Source organism: Aeromonas sp. R10-1 (assembly GCF_040908465.1).
GTDB lineage: Bacteria > Pseudomonadota > Gammaproteobacteria > Enterobacterales > Aeromonadaceae > Aeromonas > Aeromonas caviae.
Genome location: NZ_JBFODT010000023.1, coordinates 1 through 18,135, shown reverse-complemented (window position 1 = coordinate 18,135; position 18,135 = coordinate 1). Strand labels below are relative to the sequence as shown.

At 60.4% G+C, this 18,135-nt stretch carries 16 protein-coding genes; 6 read left to right on the top strand and 10 right to left on the bottom strand.

Annotated elements, in window-relative coordinates:
- Nucleotides 1-256: 256 nt before the first annotated feature.
- Together AB5Y93_RS10480 and AB5Y93_RS10475 are read right to left on the bottom strand one after the other, a co-directional pair.
- Nucleotides 257-1,273 carry an aspartate-semialdehyde dehydrogenase gene (locus AB5Y93_RS10480; RefSeq protein ID WP_010675142.1) on the bottom strand — a complete coding sequence of 339 codons (1,017 nt, stop codon included), beginning with the start codon at nucleotides 1,271-1,273 and terminating at the stop codon, nucleotides 257-259.
- Nucleotides 1,274-1,419: 146 nt separating this feature from the next.
- Nucleotides 1,420-2,541, bottom strand: a complete 1,122-nt coding sequence (locus AB5Y93_RS10475; protein WP_103858298.1) for a 4-phosphoerythronate dehydrogenase — start codon at nucleotides 2,539-2,541, stop codon at nucleotides 1,420-1,422.
- 250 nt (nucleotides 2,542-2,791) lie between these two features.
- Here AB5Y93_RS10475 and AB5Y93_RS10470 point away from each other — a divergent pair, with 250 nt between their 5' ends.
- A complete protein-coding gene (locus AB5Y93_RS10470; RefSeq protein ID WP_368153748.1) occupies nucleotides 2,792-3,514 on the top strand; it encodes a phosphatase PAP2 family protein in 723 nt (240 codons plus the stop codon).
- 53 nt (nucleotides 3,515-3,567) lie between these two features.
- Here the strand turns inward: AB5Y93_RS10470 and AB5Y93_RS10465 are convergent, their stop codons facing one another.
- Nucleotides 3,568-4,389: a MetQ/NlpA family ABC transporter substrate-binding protein gene (locus AB5Y93_RS10465; RefSeq protein ID WP_041214971.1), complete on the bottom strand. Its 822-nt coding sequence runs from the start codon at nucleotides 4,387-4,389 to the stop codon at nucleotides 3,568-3,570.
- 341 nt (nucleotides 4,390-4,730) lie between these two features.
- On the opposite strand from AB5Y93_RS10465, the gene AB5Y93_RS10460 reads away from it, so the two are divergent.
- Nucleotides 4,731-5,183, top strand: a complete 453-nt coding sequence (locus AB5Y93_RS10460; protein WP_151027978.1) for a VOC family protein — start codon at nucleotides 4,731-4,733, stop codon at nucleotides 5,181-5,183.
- A 14-nt stretch (nucleotides 5,184-5,197) separates the two neighbouring features.
- On the opposite strand, the gene AB5Y93_RS10455 is transcribed toward AB5Y93_RS10460, so the two are convergent.
- Entirely contained in the window at nucleotides 5,198-5,395 is a 198-nt protein-coding gene (locus AB5Y93_RS10455) for a hypothetical protein (RefSeq protein ID WP_368229291.1), read from the bottom strand.
- Between the two features lie 220 nt (nucleotides 5,396-5,615).
- Here AB5Y93_RS10455 and AB5Y93_RS10450 point away from each other — a divergent pair, with 220 nt between their 5' ends.
- Both AB5Y93_RS10450 and AB5Y93_RS10445 read left to right on the top strand, forming a co-directional pair.
- Nucleotides 5,616-6,155: a hydrolase gene (locus tag AB5Y93_RS10450; RefSeq protein WP_368229290.1), complete on the top strand. Its 540-nt coding sequence runs from the start codon at nucleotides 5,616-5,618 to the stop codon at nucleotides 6,153-6,155.
- Between the two features lie 17 nt (nucleotides 6,156-6,172).
- Nucleotides 6,173-6,352: a hypothetical protein gene (locus AB5Y93_RS10445; RefSeq protein WP_223918067.1), complete on the top strand. Its 180-nt coding sequence runs from the start codon at nucleotides 6,173-6,175 to the stop codon at nucleotides 6,350-6,352.
- A gap of 18 nt (nucleotides 6,353-6,370) precedes the next feature.
- Here AB5Y93_RS10445 and modF read toward each other — a convergent pair whose 3' ends face one another.
- Nucleotides 6,371-7,825 (bottom strand): molybdate ABC transporter ATP-binding protein ModF, encoded by a 1,455-nt coding sequence (gene modF / locus AB5Y93_RS10440; protein WP_160837082.1) that lies wholly within the window; start codon nucleotides 7,823-7,825, stop codon nucleotides 6,371-6,373.
- A 118-nt stretch (nucleotides 7,826-7,943) separates the two neighbouring features.
- Nucleotides 7,944-10,316 (bottom strand): phosphoenolpyruvate synthase, encoded by a 2,373-nt coding sequence (gene ppsA, locus AB5Y93_RS10435; RefSeq protein ID WP_368229289.1) that lies wholly within the window; start codon nucleotides 10,314-10,316, stop codon nucleotides 7,944-7,946.
- A 307-nt stretch (nucleotides 10,317-10,623) separates the two neighbouring features.
- On the opposite strand from ppsA, the gene AB5Y93_RS10430 reads away from it, so the two are divergent.
- Nucleotides 10,624-11,436 carry a pyruvate, water dikinase regulatory protein gene (locus AB5Y93_RS10430; RefSeq protein WP_010675153.1) on the top strand — a complete coding sequence of 271 codons (813 nt, stop codon included), beginning with the start codon at nucleotides 10,624-10,626 and terminating at the stop codon, nucleotides 11,434-11,436.
- A gap of 129 nt (nucleotides 11,437-11,565) precedes the next feature.
- Here the strand turns inward: AB5Y93_RS10430 and AB5Y93_RS10425 are convergent, their stop codons facing one another.
- A complete protein-coding gene (locus AB5Y93_RS10425; RefSeq protein ID WP_368229288.1) occupies nucleotides 11,566-11,841 on the bottom strand; it encodes a hypothetical protein in 276 nt (91 codons plus the stop codon).
- A 356-nt stretch (nucleotides 11,842-12,197) separates the two neighbouring features.
- On the opposite strand from AB5Y93_RS10425, the gene AB5Y93_RS10420 reads away from it, so the two are divergent.
- Entirely contained in the window at nucleotides 12,198-13,574 is a 1,377-nt protein-coding gene (locus tag AB5Y93_RS10420) for an amino acid permease (protein ID WP_104454345.1), read from the top strand.
- Nucleotides 13,575-13,734: 160 nt separating this feature from the next.
- Here AB5Y93_RS10420 and AB5Y93_RS10415 read toward each other — a convergent pair whose 3' ends face one another.
- The 3 genes from AB5Y93_RS10415 to AB5Y93_RS10405 form a co-directional block, all read right to left on the bottom strand.
- A complete protein-coding gene (locus AB5Y93_RS10415) occupies nucleotides 13,735-14,436 on the bottom strand; it encodes an SIMPL domain-containing protein (protein ID WP_368229287.1) in 702 nt (233 codons plus the stop codon).
- Between the two features lie 54 nt (nucleotides 14,437-14,490).
- Nucleotides 14,491-15,048, bottom strand: a complete 558-nt coding sequence (locus tag AB5Y93_RS10410; RefSeq protein WP_201969279.1) for a hypothetical protein — start codon at nucleotides 15,046-15,048, stop codon at nucleotides 14,491-14,493.
- An 87-nt stretch (nucleotides 15,049-15,135) separates the two neighbouring features.
- Nucleotides 15,136-18,135: type I secretion C-terminal target domain-containing protein (locus tag AB5Y93_RS10405; RefSeq protein ID WP_368229286.1), on the bottom strand; the 3,000-nt coding region annotated here is incomplete at its 5' end.

The window sequence follows — 18,135 nt, the reverse complement described above, 5'->3', positions numbered from 1 at the left end:
AATCTGGATAGTTACCCCAAAACAATCGGCTCAATATAAATCAGGCGCCGGTCTCAAGCCAGCGATCCGACATATTTCGCGCCCGGCGGCGACCAGAAAGCAGCCCCAGACGCGAACCAGAGTGTAGAAAAAAACCTAGTCCACTGATATCACACGGTATTCCAAAAACCGGAGAGTGGGTTCCCGGTCACATCCCGGGGCCAGGGCGCCCACATCAAGGTGGGGTTCCCTCCCCGCCCGGGGCCGACATCCGGCCTCAGAGGTAGTCGCGTACCAGCAGTTCGGCAATCTGCACGCTGTTGGTCGCCGCGCCCTTACGAACGTTATCGGCCACGATCCACATATTGATACCACTCGGATGAGAAATATCCTGGCGCACCCGCCCGACCATCACATCATCCTGACCGGTGGCATCGCGCACCGGGGTCGGGTAGTCCCCTTCATCATCAAACAGGGTGACGCCCGGGGCATTGCGCAACAGATCCTTGACCTGCTCGGCGTCCAGCGGCTGGTGCAGCTCCACATGGACCGCCTCGGCGTGACCATAGAAGACCGGTACCCGCACGCAGGTAGGGTTCACGGCGATGCTGGCATCCCCCAGGATCTTCTGGGTCTCCCACACCATCTTCATCTCTTCCCGGGTGTAGCCGTTGTCGGTGAAAGCATCGATCTGCGGGATCAGGTTGAAGGCGATCTGCTGCGGATAGAGGGTCGGCTCTACCGGGCGGCCGTTGAGCAGGTGGGCGGTCTGGCCCGCCAGCTCGCTCACCCCTTCCTTGCCGGAACCGGAGACGGACTGGTAGGTCGCCACGTTGATGCGACTGATGCCTACCTCGTCGTGCAGGGGCTTGAGCGCCACCAGCATCTGGATGGTGGAGCAGTTAGGGTTAGCGATGATGTTGCGGTTGCGAAAATCGGCCAGCGCGTCCGGGTTCACTTCCGGAATGACCAGGGGAATGTCCTCGTCGTAGCGGAAGCAGGAGGTGTTGTCGATGACGATGCAGCCGTGCTCGGCGGCGATGGGCGCCCATTTGGCCGAGACCTCGGCACCGGCGGAGAAGAGTGCAATCTCCACCTGGCTCCAGTCAAAGGCCTCCACGTCAAGGATGTCGACGTTCTTGCCGCCAAAACGCACCGTGTCCCCAGCGCTGCGACTGGAGGCGAGCGGATAGAGGGTCGCTACCGGGAAGGCGCGCTCCTCCAGGATCTCGATCATGGCCTGACCCACGGCGCCGCTGGCACCCAATACCGCTACGTTGAATTGCTGACTCACTGATCTGTTCTCCTGTGATGCGGCCCGTCGGGGCCGGGCATGAGGGCCCCGGCTGGCACGCGTATCGGTTTGATGACAGGCCCGCCATGATGCCGGGCCGGGGGAAGCGCCGCCTGGGCAAGCCCTTCCCCTTGTTGAAATCGGGTTTATTGCTCCGAGACGGCAAAACCCAGTCGGGCCAATCTGTCGTCGGCGAAGGGCCCTTTCAGTTGCAAGGCGCCCAATTCGCGCCGCTCGGGGTAGCGCTTGCGCTGCTCATCGAAGCTGCCGGGCAGCCCGATCCGGTTGCGAAAACGGGCGTCGTCCCGGCGCACGTCATAAACAAGGTGGACAAGCTGTTTGATGAGCGCCTGATCCGCCGGCTGCCCCGGCGTCAGCTCGCGCACCTCTGGGGCAGGCAGCAGGGATTGCAGATCCTGGCGCGGGGTGCGCCCCAGTTGCCGGCACAGCGCCTCATAGAGCATCCAGGTGCCACGGGCCTTGCCTTCCAGGCTGTAACCGGCGATATGCGGGGTGGCCAGCTCGGTATGGGGCACCAGTTCATTGAGGGGCTCGGGCTCTCCTTCCCACACGTCCATCACCAGTCGCAGGGGATGGGGTCCCTGCTGGCGGACAAGCAGGGCACGGTTGTCCCACACCTCGCCGCGGGATGCGTTGATGAGGATCTGCCCGGCCGGACGCTCGGCGATCTCCTCGGCTCCCAGCAGGTGGAAGGTGGCCTCATCCCCTTCACGAAGATAGGGGACATGGAAGCTGACGATGTCGGCATCCAGGGCAGTGCGGTAATCCACGAAGTCGCCAGCGGCGCCGCTACGGGCCAGGGGCGGGTCGCAGCGCAGCACCTTCATCCCGAGCGCCTCGGCCTTGCCGGCCACGCTCTCGCCGGTGTTGCCAGCGCCGATGACGGCGAGGCTCATCTCGCTCAAGGTCAGCTCATGGCGTTCCGCCAGAACCAGCAGGGCGGAGAGCACGTAGTCCCCCACCGACACCTTGTTGCAGCCGGGGGCGCTGAAGAAGGGGATGCCCCGCGCCGCCAGCAGCCCCTGATCGATGTGATCCGTGCCGATGGTGGCCGTACCGACAAACCCCAGCCTGGGGCAACTCGCCAGGAGCGCTTCGTTGACCCGGGTCACGGAGCGCACCAGCAGCACATCCGCCTCTTGCAGATCCGCGGCCTTTATTTCTCGTCCCGGCAGGGGAACCACTTCACCAAATTCCGCAAACAGCTCCACCGCATGGGGCATATTTTCATCAACGACGATCTTCATCGGCACGCATCTCGTCCACAAGGGCCACAGGCGCGCCATTCTAGCCCAAACGCGACGGATTTTCAGAGGCTTGTTGGCAGACCGCTCTGCGGCCATCTTTTCACCTTCCGGCCTCAGGTGCGGGCACGATGCCCGGCAGCATCATATGTAACAGCCTGTTGCCCTCGCCCCCTTCGCCTTGACCAGAGCAACCTGACTGGCACAATGACGCCTCTTTTTAGCCGCTCGCGCCACCGAACCGGACCCCTTGATGCCGACTCACTCCTCTTCGTTGCCACGCCGCAAGGTGCTTCATTTCAATGCCCTCCTGCTCCTTCCCCTGCTGCTGCTCGTCTGCCTGCCCTGGCAGCCGTTCATGACCCAGGCCCTGCAATCGGGCTGGCTATGGTGGCCCTACGCCCTCACCCGCATGGTGGACTTGCCGGGGCTGGTCTTCACCATCGCCGCCCTGCTGCTGCTCACAAGACACAAGCTGACGCTGGACGGTCGCGCCCTGCTGGCGCTGGCTGGTGCCCTCTTTGCCGTGCTGGCGAGCGACTGGGTCATCAAGAGCCTCATCAAGCTACTGACCGAGGAGCCCAGGCCCTACCTCATCTGGCTGGAGAGCCAGGAGCTGATCCCCGCCATCCGCCAGTTCTATGGGGGAAGCCAGGCCCTTCGCAGTGAACAGGTCCACGCCGCGACCCAGTTGCTGGCGCTGCCCGCCTGGCTCGGCCAGCACTGGCAGGCAGAGGTCAACTACGCCTTTCCCTCCGGTCACAGCATCGCCGCCATGAGCCTCGCCCAGTTCTTCGGCCTGATCTGGCTGGCCCGGGCACCCGCCGGGGCCTGGCTGCTGCCACTCTGGGCCATCGGGATTGGCCTCTCGCGCACCCTTATCGGCATGCACTGGCCCCTGGATGTGCTGGCAAGCGCCCTGCTTGGCAGTCTCACCGCCCTCATGGCCGCCCGCTGGTGGTTGCGCCACTACTGACCTCCAATAAAAAACGGGCACCTGGGTGCCCGTTTTTATCGCTTGTACGCCACTCACCCCTTCTGCTGCCAGCCCTCGGGATACTTGTAGCCGACGAAGCGCTTGGCGGCATAAGCCTTGAATTCAGGGGAGTTGTAGGCGGCCGCCACATCCTTGGCGAACGGCTTGCCCGCATCGGCGCTCTTTACCACCACCCAGTTGATGAAGTCATAGCTGCGCTCGAGGAAGAGGCCGGAGCTGAACGGGATCCCGCTTGAGGCGGCAAAGTTGCCGTTGATGACGGAGAAATCCACATCCTCACGGGAGCGCGGCAGCTGCGCCGCCTCCAGCAGCACCAGCTTGAGGTTGTGGGGGTTCTTCACCACGTCGAACTCGCTCGCCTTGAGGGGATTGATCCCCTCCTTGAGGCTCAGCCAACCCAGATCCTGCAACATCAGCAGTGCTCGGGCCTGGTTGGTGGGATCGTTCGGGATGGCGACCGTGCTTCCCTCTTTCACCGCCTTCAGATCCCCCAGCTTGCCGGCGTAGAGCCCCATGGGACCGGTCGGCACCTGGGTGATGGGCGCCAGAGAGAGACCCCGGTCTTTGGCGAAGCTCTCCAGATAGGGCTTGTGCTGGAAGCAGTTGACGTCAAGCGACCCGTCCGCCAGGGCGATATTGGGGGTCACGTAGTCGGTGAACTCCACCAGCTTGACCTTGTAGCCCTTGGCTTCGAGCTGCGGCTTGATAGAGTCGGTCACCATGTCGGCAAAGTCACCAACCGTGGTGCCGATGACGATCTCTTTCTTCGCCTCATCGATGGCAAAGGCGGACAGCGGCAGGCTGCTGGCGAGCAACGCCAGGGCGGAAAGGGTGAAGAAGGAACGACGTTGCATAAAAACTCCCTGTCAACATGATCATCAAAACGGTGAGCGGTCGGGGGCGCAAACATGCAGTCAGCGCACAACCATCTAGCCATCCAAACGGCCAAATTAGCACACCATAACAGAGCTCGTAGCCTTCGCCAAGCAACAAAACCGGGCAAGCTTGGCCAGCACGAAGCAAAGCGCATCCCGCAACTGGATGAAAAATCTTTGACGGAGCACGCAGTTATGCGCCTTGCCCTCTCCCTGCCTGGCGTCAAACTGGCTTATTGTGGTCATTCGATACCCATTTACACAAGTTCCAATGAGGGCCTGATGGGCTGCTCTACACCCAGGCAACACAAGGAGTCACCGTGTTCGATCATGTTGAAATCAAGGTGGTGCGTTTTGACTCCTGTCAGCACTTCTACGCCACCGTGTTGGCTCCTCTTTTGATAGAACTCAAATGGTCTGATGAGACGGCGGCCGGTTTTGGCCTGATGGGCCGCGATCACGTGGGCTTCCTGATTGAGCGGGGGCAGCAGGGCGCCTCCTGCCATCTCGCATTCAGGGCCGACGACGCGACACAGGTGGATGCGTTCCATCACGCGGGGATCAAGGCAGGCTTTGCCTGCAATGGGTTGCCGGGACTGCGTCCCCACTATGCCCCCAATTACTACGCCGCCTTCCTGCGCGATCCCGATGGCAACAACATCGAGGCGATGACCTACATTGAGTCCTCACACGCCGCAAACACATCGCAGCACAGTGCCACCCAGCAAAAGGCCCTGCATTCGGTGAATCCAGGGCCTGAGAAGTACACGTAGTGAGTCGGGTTAGATTATTTGAACGCCTTGCTGGCGTTCTCCAAGGCCTGCTTCTCGGCGGCGTTCATGATGGACGCCTGGCGGTTTTGCTCGGCCTGGTAGCAGGCGTCCTTGCTGATCCCTTGCGCCTGGCATTCCGCCATGCGTTGTGCCGGGCTGGCGCAACCGGCCAAAAGGCCAGCCAGGGAGACGAACAGGATTATCTTCTTCATGGTACTTCTCATCGTTAATGGAAAATCGTCCAACTACGCAGTAGCGGGTTGATGCGTCGCCCCTTGTCATGCACACCACAACTGAGAAAACGGGCTCCATGACGGGCATCCTAGTGTCCCCCACGCCGTCGGTCAGCTCACAATTTGTATCAAGATGTACGCGAGAATGGCTCCCAGGATGGCGCTGTATCTCATCCGCAACGGAGAAAGGAGACAAAAAATGCACAAACACCATCACCCAGGCCTGCTGGTGGTCGATATCCAGGGCAAGCTGGCCCGCCTGGTCGAGGAGAGCGACGCCCTGATTGCCAATACCGCCAGGCTGGTGCAAGGGGCCAGGGTGCTGGGGCTGCCGGTTGTCTGGCTGGAGCAGAACCCGGACAAGCTCGGTGCCACCGTGCCCGAATTGCAATCGCTGCAGGCAGGCGATCTTGTGCTGCCCAAATACAGCTTCGGCGCCCTGGGGGAGCCCACTGTGGCGACCGCGCTGGCCGAAAGCGGGGTAGAGCATTGGCTGGTATGTGGCATCGAGACCCATATCTGCGTCTACCAGAGCGTGTTGGGACTTCTGGCCAGCGGCACCCGGGTCTCGCTGGTGGTGGATGCGGTGTCGTCTCGCTGCGCTGCCAACCGGGCTCTCGCCATCGGCCAGCTTGCGGCCAGGGGAGCTGCGCTGACGTCGGTGGAGATGTGCCTCTATGAGCTGATGGGGGACTGCCGCCATCCGGCATTTCGCCAGATCCTCTCCCTGGTGAAATGACCGCCATGATGGACAACATGGCGCCCTTTCTGTTCGCCCTCATCGCCTTCGGGGCGGCACTCATGGTGACGGTGACGGGGATGGCCGCCACCCGTCACTATCTGGCCTGGCTCTGGCTGGGGATCATGCTCTTCTTCGGGCTGTGGTGGACGCTGCTGGGGATGCCGCCGCTCCTCGCCGAACCGGCCCCTCTCTGACCATGCCGCCCGGACGGCTCAGCTCCCCAGACGCTCCTGCAGATAGTCGTATCCTTCCCCCTCCCTTGGCACGAAGCTCAGCCTGTGGGTCAGACCGGGGGGCGCATCATCGGCATGATGGGAAACGAACAATAGCTGGGTTCCCTCGCCCACGAGGCGCGCTACCATCTCCCGCACCAGGTGACGGTTGAGGGGATCCAGTCCCTGCAGGGGTTCGTCCAGGATGAGCAGCGGCGGATGCTTGACCAGGGCACGGGCGATCAGCACCAGTCGCTGCTGACCGAAAGAGAGAGAGTGGAAAGGCTGCGCCCCCTGATCGGCCAGCCCCAGCAGGGCCAGCCACTGGTTGGCCAGCGCCAGCTGACGATCCCCCGGCCGGGTATAAAGCCCGATGGAGTCGTAGAAACCGGAGAGGATCACTGTCTGCACCGGGCAGCTGACACGATAGTCCAGATGCAGCGCCGGGCTCACGAGCCCGATGTGGCGCTTGATCTCCCAGATGCTCTCGCCGCTGCCCCGCCGCCGTCCGAACAGATGGAGCTCATTGTTGTAACCTTGCGGGTGATCTCCGGTGATGAGGGAGAGCAGGGTCGACTTGCCAGCGCCATTCGGTCCCACCAGTTGCCAGTGCTCCCCCTCGTCAATGGTCCAGTCGAGCCCATCGATGATCACCTGATCCCCGTAAGCGATACGCATGGCTTTCATGACGACCCGAGGGCCGGGAGGCAGGGGCTCGGGGGTCGTCAGCGGTGGCGGCAATCGGGGAGATACCGTTTCGGCGCGTGCCAGCTGGGCAACCTCCTGGCTGCCGAGCACCTCCTCGCGCTCCCCCGCCAGCAGCAGACGACACTCGCCGAGCAGGCCGAGGTGAGTGGCAAAGGGGGGGATCTCGTCAAAACGGTTGACGATCACCACCAGGCGCAGCCCCTCTGACACCAGGTCGGCCAGCAACATCATCAAAGAAGCCCTGGCCCCCTGATCCAGACCATCGAAGGGTTCGTCCAACACCAGCAGTTCGGGTCGCCCCAGCAGGGCCCGGGCCAGCAGCAGCTTGCGCCCCTCCCCGCTCGAGAGGTAGCGATAGGGGCGCTCCCACAGGGATTCAATGCCAAAACGGGCCAGCAGCGCGCGGGCCTCATGCTCCTCACCCCCTGCCTCCAGCATCAGGGTCGATACCCGATACCCCGCCTCCTCCTCTTCCCCCAGCATGTCGGTATTGCGCCGCTGCCAGTCCAGCTCCCCCAGCTGTTGCTGCGACTCGAACGAGAGTCGCTCGGCCCGGACTCGACCCGATACCGCTCCGGCACGCACGACCAGCTCGCCGCACAGGGCCGACGCCAGCGCCGTCTTGCCGCTGCCGTTGCTGCCGACGAAGGCCCAGCAGGCCTGCGGGGTGAGACAGAGTTCGGGAATAACCAGGGTGTGGTGGCCACGCAGGGCCAGGGTGGCGGATTGCCACTGCAATGAGGTCATGGGATCGTCCTGTGATGGGTGCGGAGCGCCTTGCGCATTCCCCTTGTAACAGAAAAAGGGAGGCGCAGACAAAAACGGCGCCATTGCGGCGCCGTGTCATCAAAAAGCGGGGACGGGTTTAGCCGGCCTTGTGCTGCTCGGCCAGATAGAGCCAGGTGTCGACCACGGTATCGGGGTTGAGCGACACGGAATCGATCCCCTGCTCGACCAGCCAGGCGGCGAAGTCCGGGTGATCGGACGGCCCCTGGCCGCAGATCCCCACGTACTTGCCCGCCTTGCGGGCGGCGGCGATGGCCATGGCCAGCAGTGCCTTGACCGCCTCGTTGCGCTCGTCGAACAGGTGGGCGATGAGCCCGGAGTCCCGATCCAGCCCAAGGGTCAACTGGGTCATGTCATTGGAGCCGATGGAGAAGCCGTCGAAGTGCTCGAGGAATTTGTCCGCCAGCAGCGCATTGGAAGGCAGCTCGCACATCATGATGACTTTCAGGCCGCGCTCGCCACGGCGCAAGCCGTTCTCAGCCAGTATCTCCACTACCTGCTCCGCCTCACCCAGGGTACGCACGAAGGGGATCATCACCTCGACGTTGGTCAGCCCCATGACATCCCGCACCCGTTTCATCGCCTCGCACTCGAGGGCGAAGCAGGGGCGGAAACTGTCGGCAATGTAGCGCGACGCACCACGGAAACCGATCATGGGGTTCTCTTCATGGGGTTCGTAACCACGGCCCCCCACCAGGTTGGCGTACTCATTGGACTTGAAGTCCGACATCCGCACGATGACCCGCTCAGGCCAGAAGGCGGCCGCCAGGGTGGCGATCCCTTCCGTCAGCTTGGCTACGTAGAACTCCCTGGGGCTCTCGTAGCCCGCGATCATCCTGGTGATGGTGGCCTGGAGTTCCGGGGTCTGCTGATCGAACTCCAGCAGCGCCTTGGGGTGGACCCCGATCATGCGGTTGATGATGAACTCGAGGCGGGCCAGGCCCACACCGGCATTCGGCAACTGGGCAAAATCGAAGGCGCGGTCCGGATTGCCGACGTTCATCATGATCTTGATGGGCAGGCGCGGCATGTTGCCCACCTCGGTCACCGCCACGTCAAAGTCGAGCTCGCCGTCATAGATGAAGCCGGTATCCCCTTCCGCACAGGAGACGGTGATGAGCTGACCATCCTGGATGTGGTCGGTGGCGTTGCCGCAACCCACCACTGCCGGAATGCCAAGCTCCCGGGCGATGATGGCGGCGTGACAGGTGCGTCCACCCCGGTTGGTGACGATGGCGGAAGCGCGCTTCATGATGGGCTCCCAGTCCGGATCCGTCATGTCGGTGACCAGCACATCGCCGGGCTGCACTTCATCCATCTGGCTGATGGAGGAGATGACACGGGCCGGACCCGCGCCAATCTTGTGGCCGATGGCGCGCCCCTCGATCAGCACCTTGCCGGTTTGCTTGAGGGCAAAGCGCTCGAGGGTATTGGCTTCCTGGCGGCTACGCACGGTTTCCGGACGGGCCTGAACGATGTAGAGCTTGCCATCCTGACCATCCTTGGCCCACTCGATGTCCATCGGGCGACCGTAGTGCTGCTCGATGATGAGGGCCTGCTTTGCCAGGGCCATCACTTCCTCGTCCGTGATGCAGAAGCGGTTGCGCTCGGCATCGGTGGTGTCGACCACCTTCACCTGACGGCCATGACCGGCATCCCCGGAGTAGGTCATCTTGATGAGCTTGGAGCCCAGCGTCTTGCGCACCACGGCAGGGCGCCCGGCCTTGAGGGTCGGCTTGTGCACATAGAACTCGTCCGGGTTGACGGCCCCCTGCACCACCATCTCGCCCAAACCCTGGGCGCCGGTGATGAAGACCACGTCGTTGAAGCCGGATTCGGTGTCCAGGGTAAACATGACGCCTGAGGCAGCGAGATCCGAGCGCACCATGCGCTGCACCCCGGCGGAGAGAGCGACCCCCTTGTGGTCATAGCCCTGATGGACCCGGTAGGAGATGGCGCGATCGTTGAACAGCGAGGCAAACACATGCTTGATGGCAGTCATGACGGCATCGATACCGCGCACGTTGAGGAAGGTCTCCTGCTGACCGGCAAACGACGCATCCGGCATGTCTTCCGCAGTGGCGGAGGAGCGCACGGCAAAGGATGCCCCGAGCCCCGCGCTCAGCTTGTCATAGGCCTCGCGCACCGCCTGCTCCAGAGCGGGCTGGAAGGGCGCTTCCACCACCCAGTCGCGGATCTGCTGACCGGCCCGGTTGAGGGCGGCGATGTCATCCACATCCAGACTGTCGAGCAGGTCATGGATCTTGCCGTTGAGGCCGCTTAACTCCAGAAACTCGTTAAACGCAAAGGCCGTGGTCGCAAACCCGCCCGGCACGGACACGCCGACCCCCGAGAGGTTGCTGATCATCTCGCCAAGGGATGCATTCTTGCCGCCGACGCGTTCAACGTCCTGCATACCGAGCTGTTCGTACCAGAGTACGTACTGTTGCATTTGCATGTCTCCAGGTTGGGGGGCCAGGGTGACAATTCACCTGCTGTGCCAAGTCGTGTGTTTTTGTTAGTGTCTGTTGCCAACGACCATGAAAACGTTTTCTATTTATTGTCAAAAAAATCCCCGAGCAAGAGTTGGGGATGGTCGTTTGACACAGGCATTCTACAATAGCGACACAAAAAGGTAACGACTCAGGTTTGCAAGCGAGTTCACAACTTGGGCATGGCAGATCTGTTGACAAAAACTATATGGTTTCGAGAGATACTTATTTCTCGCCGCCCCTTGGAGCGCACCACAGGAGTCCGCAGTGCACACCGTATTCTATGTATCCGACGGCACCGCCATCACCGCCGAAGTCTTCGGCCACGCCGTGTTGAGCCAGTTTCCCCTGGCCTTCGAACAGGTCACCATCCCCTTTGTCGAGACCCAGGAGAAAGCGCGCCAGGTACGGGCACGTATTGACGAGCAGTTTCGCCAGACCGGGGTGCGCCCCATCCTGTTTCACACCATCGTCGACCCCATGGTGCGTGAAGAGGTGCTCAAGGCCCAGGCCAGCAGCCACGATTTTCTCAACACCTTCGTGAGCCCTCTCGAACAGGAGCTCGGTATCAAGGCCGAACCCAGGTTGCATCGCACCCATGGCATGGAAAACCGCAAGCTGTACGACGATCGCATCGAAGCGGTCAACTTTGCGCTGGCCAACGACGATGGCATCACCACCAGGGAGTATGACGAGGCAGACATCATCCTCATCGGGGTCTCCCGTTGCGGCAAGACACCGACCAGCCTCTATCTGGCACTGCAATTTGGCATTCGCGCCGCCAACTATCCCTTTATCGAGCAGGACATGGGATCGCTGGAGCTGCCCGCCGCCCTCAAGGCCAATCGCCACAAATTGTTCGGCCTCACCATCATGCCGCAGCGGCTGCACGAGATCCGCAACCAGCGCCGCGCCAACAGCCGCTACTCCTCGCTTGATCAATGCAAACAGGAGCTGGCCAGCGTCGAGAGGCTGTTCCGCCAGGAGGCGATCCGCTTCCTCGATACCAGCTCCCACTCGGTCGAGGAGATCAGCGCCAAGATCCTGGAAGCGACCGGCCTTCGCCGCCAGCTCTGCTAACCTGCAAGGCTGCGACAGCACAACGCACCATGAGACAGAGGAGTGGCAAGATAACGAAACAGAAGAACAGGATGAAAAAATAATGCCAGCATCATCGCTGGCATCCCATCACTCGCGGGGCAAGCAGGCTCAGGGCTTGTTGAGTTCCTTGTTGTTCATCAACATGCCGTGAAAATTAATGAGTCCCCTGCCCTTGCGGACTCGCTCGCTCAGCCAGCAAGCTGGCACCAGCCCCATCCCGGCAGCAAGGATGAGCACCATGGCGATGTGGTTCACCAGGTAATCCGCTCCCAACCAGCCGCAGACAACAAGGCTGCTCATCGCCATCGTCAGCAACATGGGGGATAGCCAGATCCCGAGCCAGAGCACGGCCATCACCAGGCCACCCACAATACGCTCCATCATATGAGTCCCTTTTTATCAAAGGGCAACAAGGCCATGAAAACCGGACTGAGTCAATAGATGGAAATCCATCAGAACACAAAACCAGCAACCACTCTCAAACCCCCTTTCCAGATCATGAAAAACCTGCATGCCGCACAAAATAGCAGCCGATGATGAGGAAAACAGGTGCATGAATGGTCGATTATCACTATTCTGCTCGGGTTGGTAGCCGCTACAAAAAACAGCCAGCGGCAAACCGTAACGATATAAATACGGATTTCGTCACGTTTTCGGCACAAGATGCCGCGCCAGGCAGAGGAAGTGCTGTGGCTGACGGGACGCGAGCCGAGTGATTTCAGCGACGTAAGGAAGGAAGCATGGATCTTCAACAACACGGCGACGAGCTCAAGCGCGGTCTGAAAAACCGCCATATCCAGCTTATCGCACTGGGCGGTGCCATCGGTACAGGCCTGTTCCTCGGCATTGCCGACACCATCAAGATGGCGGGCCCCGCGGTGCTGCTGGGCTATGCCATCGGCGGCTTCATCGCCTTCCTCATCATGCGCCAACTGGGCGAGATGGTGGTGGAAGAGCCGGTTGCCGGCTCATTCAGCCATTTTGCCTACAAGTACTGGGGTGACTTCGCCGGCTTCGCCTCCGGCTGGAACTACTGGGTGCTCTATGTGCTGGTGAGCATGGCCGAGCTGACGGCAGTCGGTATCTATGTCCAGTACTGGTGGCCCGAGATCCCGACCTGGATGTCGGCGGCTTTCTTCTTCGTGCTGATCAACGCCATCAACCTCTCCAACGTCAAGGCGTTCGGCGAGATGGAGTTCTGGTTCGCCATCATCAAGGTGGTCGCCATTCTCGGCATGATCGGATTCGGCGGCTGGATGCTGTTCTCCGGCAGCGGCGGCCCCGAGGCCACGGTCAGCAACCTCTGGGCCCAGGGTGGCTTCTTCCCCAACGGCGTCGGCGGGCTGGTGATGGCAATGGCCTTCATCATGTTCTCCTTCGGCGGTCTGGAGCTGGTCGGCATCACGGCAGCGGAAGCGGACAATCCCGAGAAGAGCATCCCAAAGGCCACCAATCAGGTGATCTACCGCATCCTCATCTTCTACATCGGTGCCCTCACCGTACTGCTCTCCCTCTATCCCTGGGGCAAGGTAGTGGAAGGCGGCAGCCCGTTCGTGATGATCTTCCATGCGCTCGACAGCAACCTGGTAGCCAACGTACTTAACCTGGTGGTGCTGACCGCCGCGCTGTCGGTGTACAACAGCTGCGTCTACTGCAACAGCCGCATGCTGTTTGGCCTGGCCAAGCAGGGCAACGGCCCCAAGGCCCTGCTCAAGACCAACAAGAGCGGCGTGCCCCTGACCGCCATCACCATCTCGGCCGCGGCCACCCTGCTGTGCGTGCTCATCAACTATTTGATCCCGGGCAAGGCCTTTGGTCTGCTGATGTCCCTAGTGGTCTCCGCCCTGGTCATCAACTGGGCCATGATCAGCCTGGCGCACCTCAAGTTCCGCAAGGTGAAGGCTGCAGAAGGCGTCACCACCAAGTTCAAGGCACTGTGGAGCCCGTTTGGCAACTACCTCTGCCTCGCCTTCATGGCCGCCATCCTGGTGATCATGTACATGAACGACGGCACCCGCATCTCGGTCGAGCTGATCCCGGCCTGGGTCCTGGTACTCGGTATCGGCTATCTGCTCAAACAGAAGAGTCAACGCAAGCTGGCTACCAACCTGGGCTAGGCATCATCCCTCTCCAGCAAAAATGCCGGTCACTGACCGGCATTTTTTATTCCATTCCCGTTTCACCTGACCCAATTCGCGGCTCACTTGTCCTGCCAGCCCCTGCAATGACAAACCCGAGGGGTTGCCTCGGGTTTGAGTGATGGACAAAGGGGCTGTGTTATTCCAGCAGGAAGACGGCTTCTACATTGTCAGTGATGCTGATCTGCTGCTGTTGATAGCTGTTTTCCATCATGTCGGCGGCAGGGGCTGCCGCAGCCTTCATGGCACGGGTATAGACCGGCATGGGGGAACTGTTGCGGTATTCAACGCTATATACCTTGCCAAGCTTCATGCCGAAAGCCTTGGCCAGGGATTCCGCCTTGCTCGTGGCATCAGCAACAGCACCAAGCCGGGCCTGCTCCTTGATGACCTGTGGTGACTTCAGGCCGTACTCTATCTGGGTCACGGACTCCAGACCCGCCTTGAGGGCGGTATCCATCAACTGGCTGAGTTTGTCCAATTGATAGAGTTTGACGGCCAGTTGGCGCTGGGCACGGTAACCCACCATTTCAGGCTGCTTGTTCTGGGGATACTGATACTCGGGGGAGATCACTAGGTTGCCCGCCTCGACGTCGCTGCGCTTGATGCCCAGGCTCTCAAGCTGGCCAAAGAAGGCAGCTACCTTGGTATCTACCTGCTGTTTGGCCTTGATGCCCTGCTTCTCCAGTGCCGTGACAGCGACATTGAGCGTCAGCATGTCTGGTTCAACCTTCTGCTCCGCATAGCCACTGACGACCAGATGGGGGGCCTGAGGAACCTCGATGGCAAGCAACGGAGCACTGACAACCAGCGCGGACAGGGTAAGAAGGGGACGCCACATAAAAAAACCTCCATCATTTAGATGGAGGTCATTATGCATGTCGTCGATTGGGATTCATATATCGTGTGTCGGCGGGATCTGGTCCAGCACCTGATTGGTCATGTCGATATTGATGCTGATCTCCCCTCCTACTGAATTGCCATGGCTTGTCATCACGGGAGCAGGCGCCTGGCTGCCAAACAGCGATTCATCCTCAAAGTGGAACGAATCCCACGACAGAACATGACCTTGTGATGGCAGATTCGGCTCGGACGTCGTCACGACGGCCAGCGCCCCCCAGTCAAGCTCCTCGCCGTGGCTGAGCAGCCCCTGCAAGGAGGTATCGCTCAGGCTCTGCAACGAATACTCCTGCTGCCCCCACTCATGGCCGACCAGCACCATCATGTGGGGCAGGGGGGCATCTTCTGCTGGCGTGAAGCTGATACGAGAGGCGGCAAAGTCCACATTGAGCAACCCCGCCACCTCACCATCTTCGCTCTCCAGCTCCAGACCGTTGAGAGTGTCACCCGTCATCGTGGCCTGATAGCCAAAGCGACCGGTGCAGACGATATTGTCCTGCCCGTTCCAGCTGTAGCGAATGCCGTCGATGTCGACCCAGTTGAATGACTGCATGGTGACCCTCTCCTGATACTGCGGCTATCTTATCTGCCCACTCCATCAAATAACAGGGGCCGGGCACACCCGGCCCCCATACCCTGCTTACGGATCGACCTTGAGGTTGCCCTGATCCAGCAGATCCTGAATGATCTGCAGATTGGATTTGCCAGCCGTCAGATCTACGTTGTCAAAGAGGATGGTATGAGTCGTGGTGCCACTTCCCGCTCCATCCAGATCAATGGTCAGAGTCGACTTGCCACTGCCCGGACCAGGAGCAAAGGTAAGATAGTGATCCAGTGTGCTCGCATCGGCATGCTCACCACTGAGCAGTTCACTCAGGTCCAGGACATCTCCATTGGCCCCCGTGGTGAAGTCTTTGATGGTATCCGTGCCTCCTGCATCACCTGCCATCCATTTAAAGGTATCCTTGCCAGCCCCACCAGTCAGGGTATCACTGCCGGTACCCCCAATCAGCAGGTCGTCGCCACCACCACCACTCAAGATGTCGTTACCTGCCAGTCCGCTCAGGACATTGGCATTGCCATCGCCGGTCAGGCTGTCGTTGAACATGGACCCTACCAGGTTTTCTATGTTGCTCAGGCTGTCTGTCCCTGCCCCTCCGGTATTCTGATTGGCGCCATTGACTGTGACCGTGACCCCAGCAGCGCTGTCGAAGTAACTGGCCGTATCATTGCCGTTGCCGCCGTTCAGGGTATCGTTGCCAGCGCCACCGATCAGGAGATCATTGCCCTCACCACCATTCAAGGTGTCGTTACCGAGTCCTCCAAGCAGGATGTCGTTCCCGGCATTCCCGTTGAGCGTATCGTTTCCAGACCCCCCGATCAGGATCTCGTCGAGATAGCTCCCGGTGAGTGTCGAACCGCTCTGCACATCCACATACACCTTGGCCGTATCTGTGGTCGTGCTATTGGTGTAGTTGAACGAACCCTCGTAAGAGCTGGGGGTAGCATTGCCGGAAGTATTGTCAAATGTTACCGAGCCTGCATTGTCTGTGACGGTCCCTCCAACAGCTCCCGAGACGCCCGTGATCATCTGGGTCGCAGCCAGAGGCCCGGTGTCATTGGCAAGCAGGGCCCAATCCGGAATGGTCGCAGGGTCCTGGTTGGTGATGATAAAGTCATCACGAACCACGGTAGGACCGACCGCCGGGTTGATAACGATGGACAAGGTGCTGGACGCAGTATCCCCATCGTTGTCTATCACACTGTAACCCACGACCTGGTTTATCCCCCCGACCGGAATGGATGACGGCGGAGTATAGGTGTAGGCGCCGTTGTCCATATCCACCTTGAGGATGCCGCCTGCAAGTGTAATGGTCCATTCATTGGTCGCTGTATTGAAGGTCCCGACTGATGTCCCTCCCGAAACGCCGGCGGAGTCCGTCTTCTGGTTGTAGGTATAAGTCACCCCCCCCACGGTAATGGCATTGAGCCAGCCACCATCGGCCCCGGCACTCGCCGCTACCCCGTTGAGCAGTTGTCCTGCCAGGGGCGGAGCTACCACGGTGCTCAAAAGGGTCGCGGTCAGTTGGCTGAAGTCAGTCACCACCACTGCGGTGGTATTCGCCGGGCTGGCACCACTGACCCCGTTGTAGGCAATGGGATCCAGTGCAGACTGGGTCGCTCCCGAGCCCATCCCGAGCGCGTACGAATTGATGTTGTTCGCCGTCAGGAAATCGGCCCAGTCCTTGGTTTCACCACTCAGTGTCGTGCCATCACCATCGATCCCGTTCCCACCGCCAAGCGAGTTGTTGCCATCAGGAACTGTGGCGGGGGTACCGCTCAACGAGTTGGCATTTGGCAGACCATCCGACATGAAGTAAGAGACATTTTGCGCATTAGCGAGTTTACCTGTATCGCCAAAGGCTTTGATTGCCTCGTTCAATGCATCATCGTAGTTGGTCGAGTCCGTGGGGGTAAGACCAAGGATGATAGCCTTGGCTACATCGATCGAGACCCACACCCCGGTCGGATTGGCGGCTGAAGTGGAGAAGGTCACGATATTGACCATGACGCTGCCGTAGGCGCTGTATTTGTCCAGCAGCTCCAATGCGGACTTCTGCATCACCTGCATCCGAGTCATGCCTTGATAGCCAGATGGATCACCCATACTGCCGGAAATATCGAGGATCAACATCAGATTCGTGTTCTGCACCTGAGTCGCCTGGCCTGCATTGGTAACAGCATTGGCAATGGGGGCATCATCGCTGATCACAACCTGCAGGTTACCCGTGCCACTGTCGCCACTGGCATCCGTAGCCGACACGACGAAACTCGGACCATTCGCTGTATCACTGTTGCCCTGAACGTTGTGAGTCAGCACATTGTCTTTGAGCGTGTAGGTATAGTTCACTGTGTAGACACCGGCTGTGGGGCCGCTGACACCGGTTACCGTCAACATTCCTTCCGTATTGTTGATCAAGGTCTGACTGCCGCCACTGATCAAGTTGTAAGCCTGCCCACCGATGGTCAAGGTAGTCAGATTTTCACCTTGGGTGTTGATGGTGAAGCTGCCATTGAATATCTCCGAATTACCACTGGCAGCCGTCCCCTCAGGCAGTCCCTCCTCATCAACCGTCGCATTGCCGATGGTCAATACAGGAACACGGGTATCCTGAGCAATATTGATGGTCAGTGTTGCCGGATCCGTATCACCATCGCCATCTTTGAGCGTGTAGGTAAATACCTCCGAAGCCCCCACGGGAACCGATGCCGCCGTGAGCGTATAACTGTATTCGCCATCCAGCCCCATGGTCAGCGTCCCATACAGCCCGGTCACGGTGAATCCACCGGCAGGATTACTGTCTGAATTGCCGTTCGAGCTCACGACCTGGCTGATTGCCGCACCATCCGCCCCCATGACGTCAACCCCGGCACCGGCTGTGCCGCCGATGGTACCCGCCCCGGTAATGACATTCCCCGTCACTGGAGTGAACACACCTTCAGTAGCGCTGTCAGCATCATCGTTGGCCGTCGGCACGTCGTCCACAATCTGCACGCTCAGGGTGTTCGAGGCCGAGTCCCCGTCGCTGTCCACCAGGCTCACCGCGAAGTCTTCGAACAGGCTGTTGTTGCCGTTCGC

Excerpts from the sequence above, each read along its gene's own strand:
- AB5Y93_RS10450 (WP_368229290.1), top strand. The coding sequence starts at position 5,616 with ATGCACAAACACCATCACCCAGGCCTGCTGGTGGTCGATATCCAGGGC.
- AB5Y93_RS10455 (WP_368229291.1), bottom strand. The coding sequence starts at position 5,395 with ATGAAGAAGATAATCCTGTTCGTCTCCCTGGCTGGCCTTTTGGCCGGT.
- AB5Y93_RS10445 (WP_223918067.1), top strand. The coding sequence starts at position 6,173 with ATGGCGCCCTTTCTGTTCGCCCTCATCGCCTTCGGGGCGGCACTCATG.
- AB5Y93_RS10410 (WP_201969279.1), bottom strand. The coding sequence starts at position 15,048 with ATGCAGTCATTCAACTGGGTCGACATCGACGGCATTCGCTACAGCTGG.
- AB5Y93_RS10425 (WP_368229288.1), bottom strand. The coding sequence starts at position 11,841 with ATGATGGAGCGTATTGTGGGTGGCCTGGTGATGGCCGTGCTCTGGCTC.
- AB5Y93_RS10420 (WP_104454345.1), top strand. The coding sequence starts at position 12,198 with ATGGATCTTCAACAACACGGCGACGAGCTCAAGCGCGGTCTGAAAAAC.
- AB5Y93_RS10470 (WP_368153748.1), top strand. The coding sequence starts at position 2,792 with ATGCCGACTCACTCCTCTTCGTTGCCACGCCGCAAGGTGCTTCATTTC.
- AB5Y93_RS10475 (WP_103858298.1), bottom strand. The coding sequence starts at position 2,541 with ATGAAGATCGTCGTTGATGAAAATATGCCCCATGCGGTGGAGCTGTTT.
- modF (WP_160837082.1), bottom strand. The coding sequence starts at position 7,825 with ATGACCTCATTGCAGTGGCAATCCGCCACCCTGGCCCTGCGTGGCCAC.
- AB5Y93_RS10465 (WP_041214971.1), bottom strand. The coding sequence starts at position 4,389 with ATGCAACGTCGTTCCTTCTTCACCCTTTCCGCCCTGGCGTTGCTCGCC.
- ppsA (WP_368229289.1), bottom strand. The coding sequence starts at position 10,316 with ATGCAACAGTACGTACTCTGGTACGAACAGCTCGGTATGCAGGACGTT.
- AB5Y93_RS10415 (WP_368229287.1), bottom strand. The coding sequence starts at position 14,436 with ATGTGGCGTCCCCTTCTTACCCTGTCCGCGCTGGTTGTCAGTGCTCCG.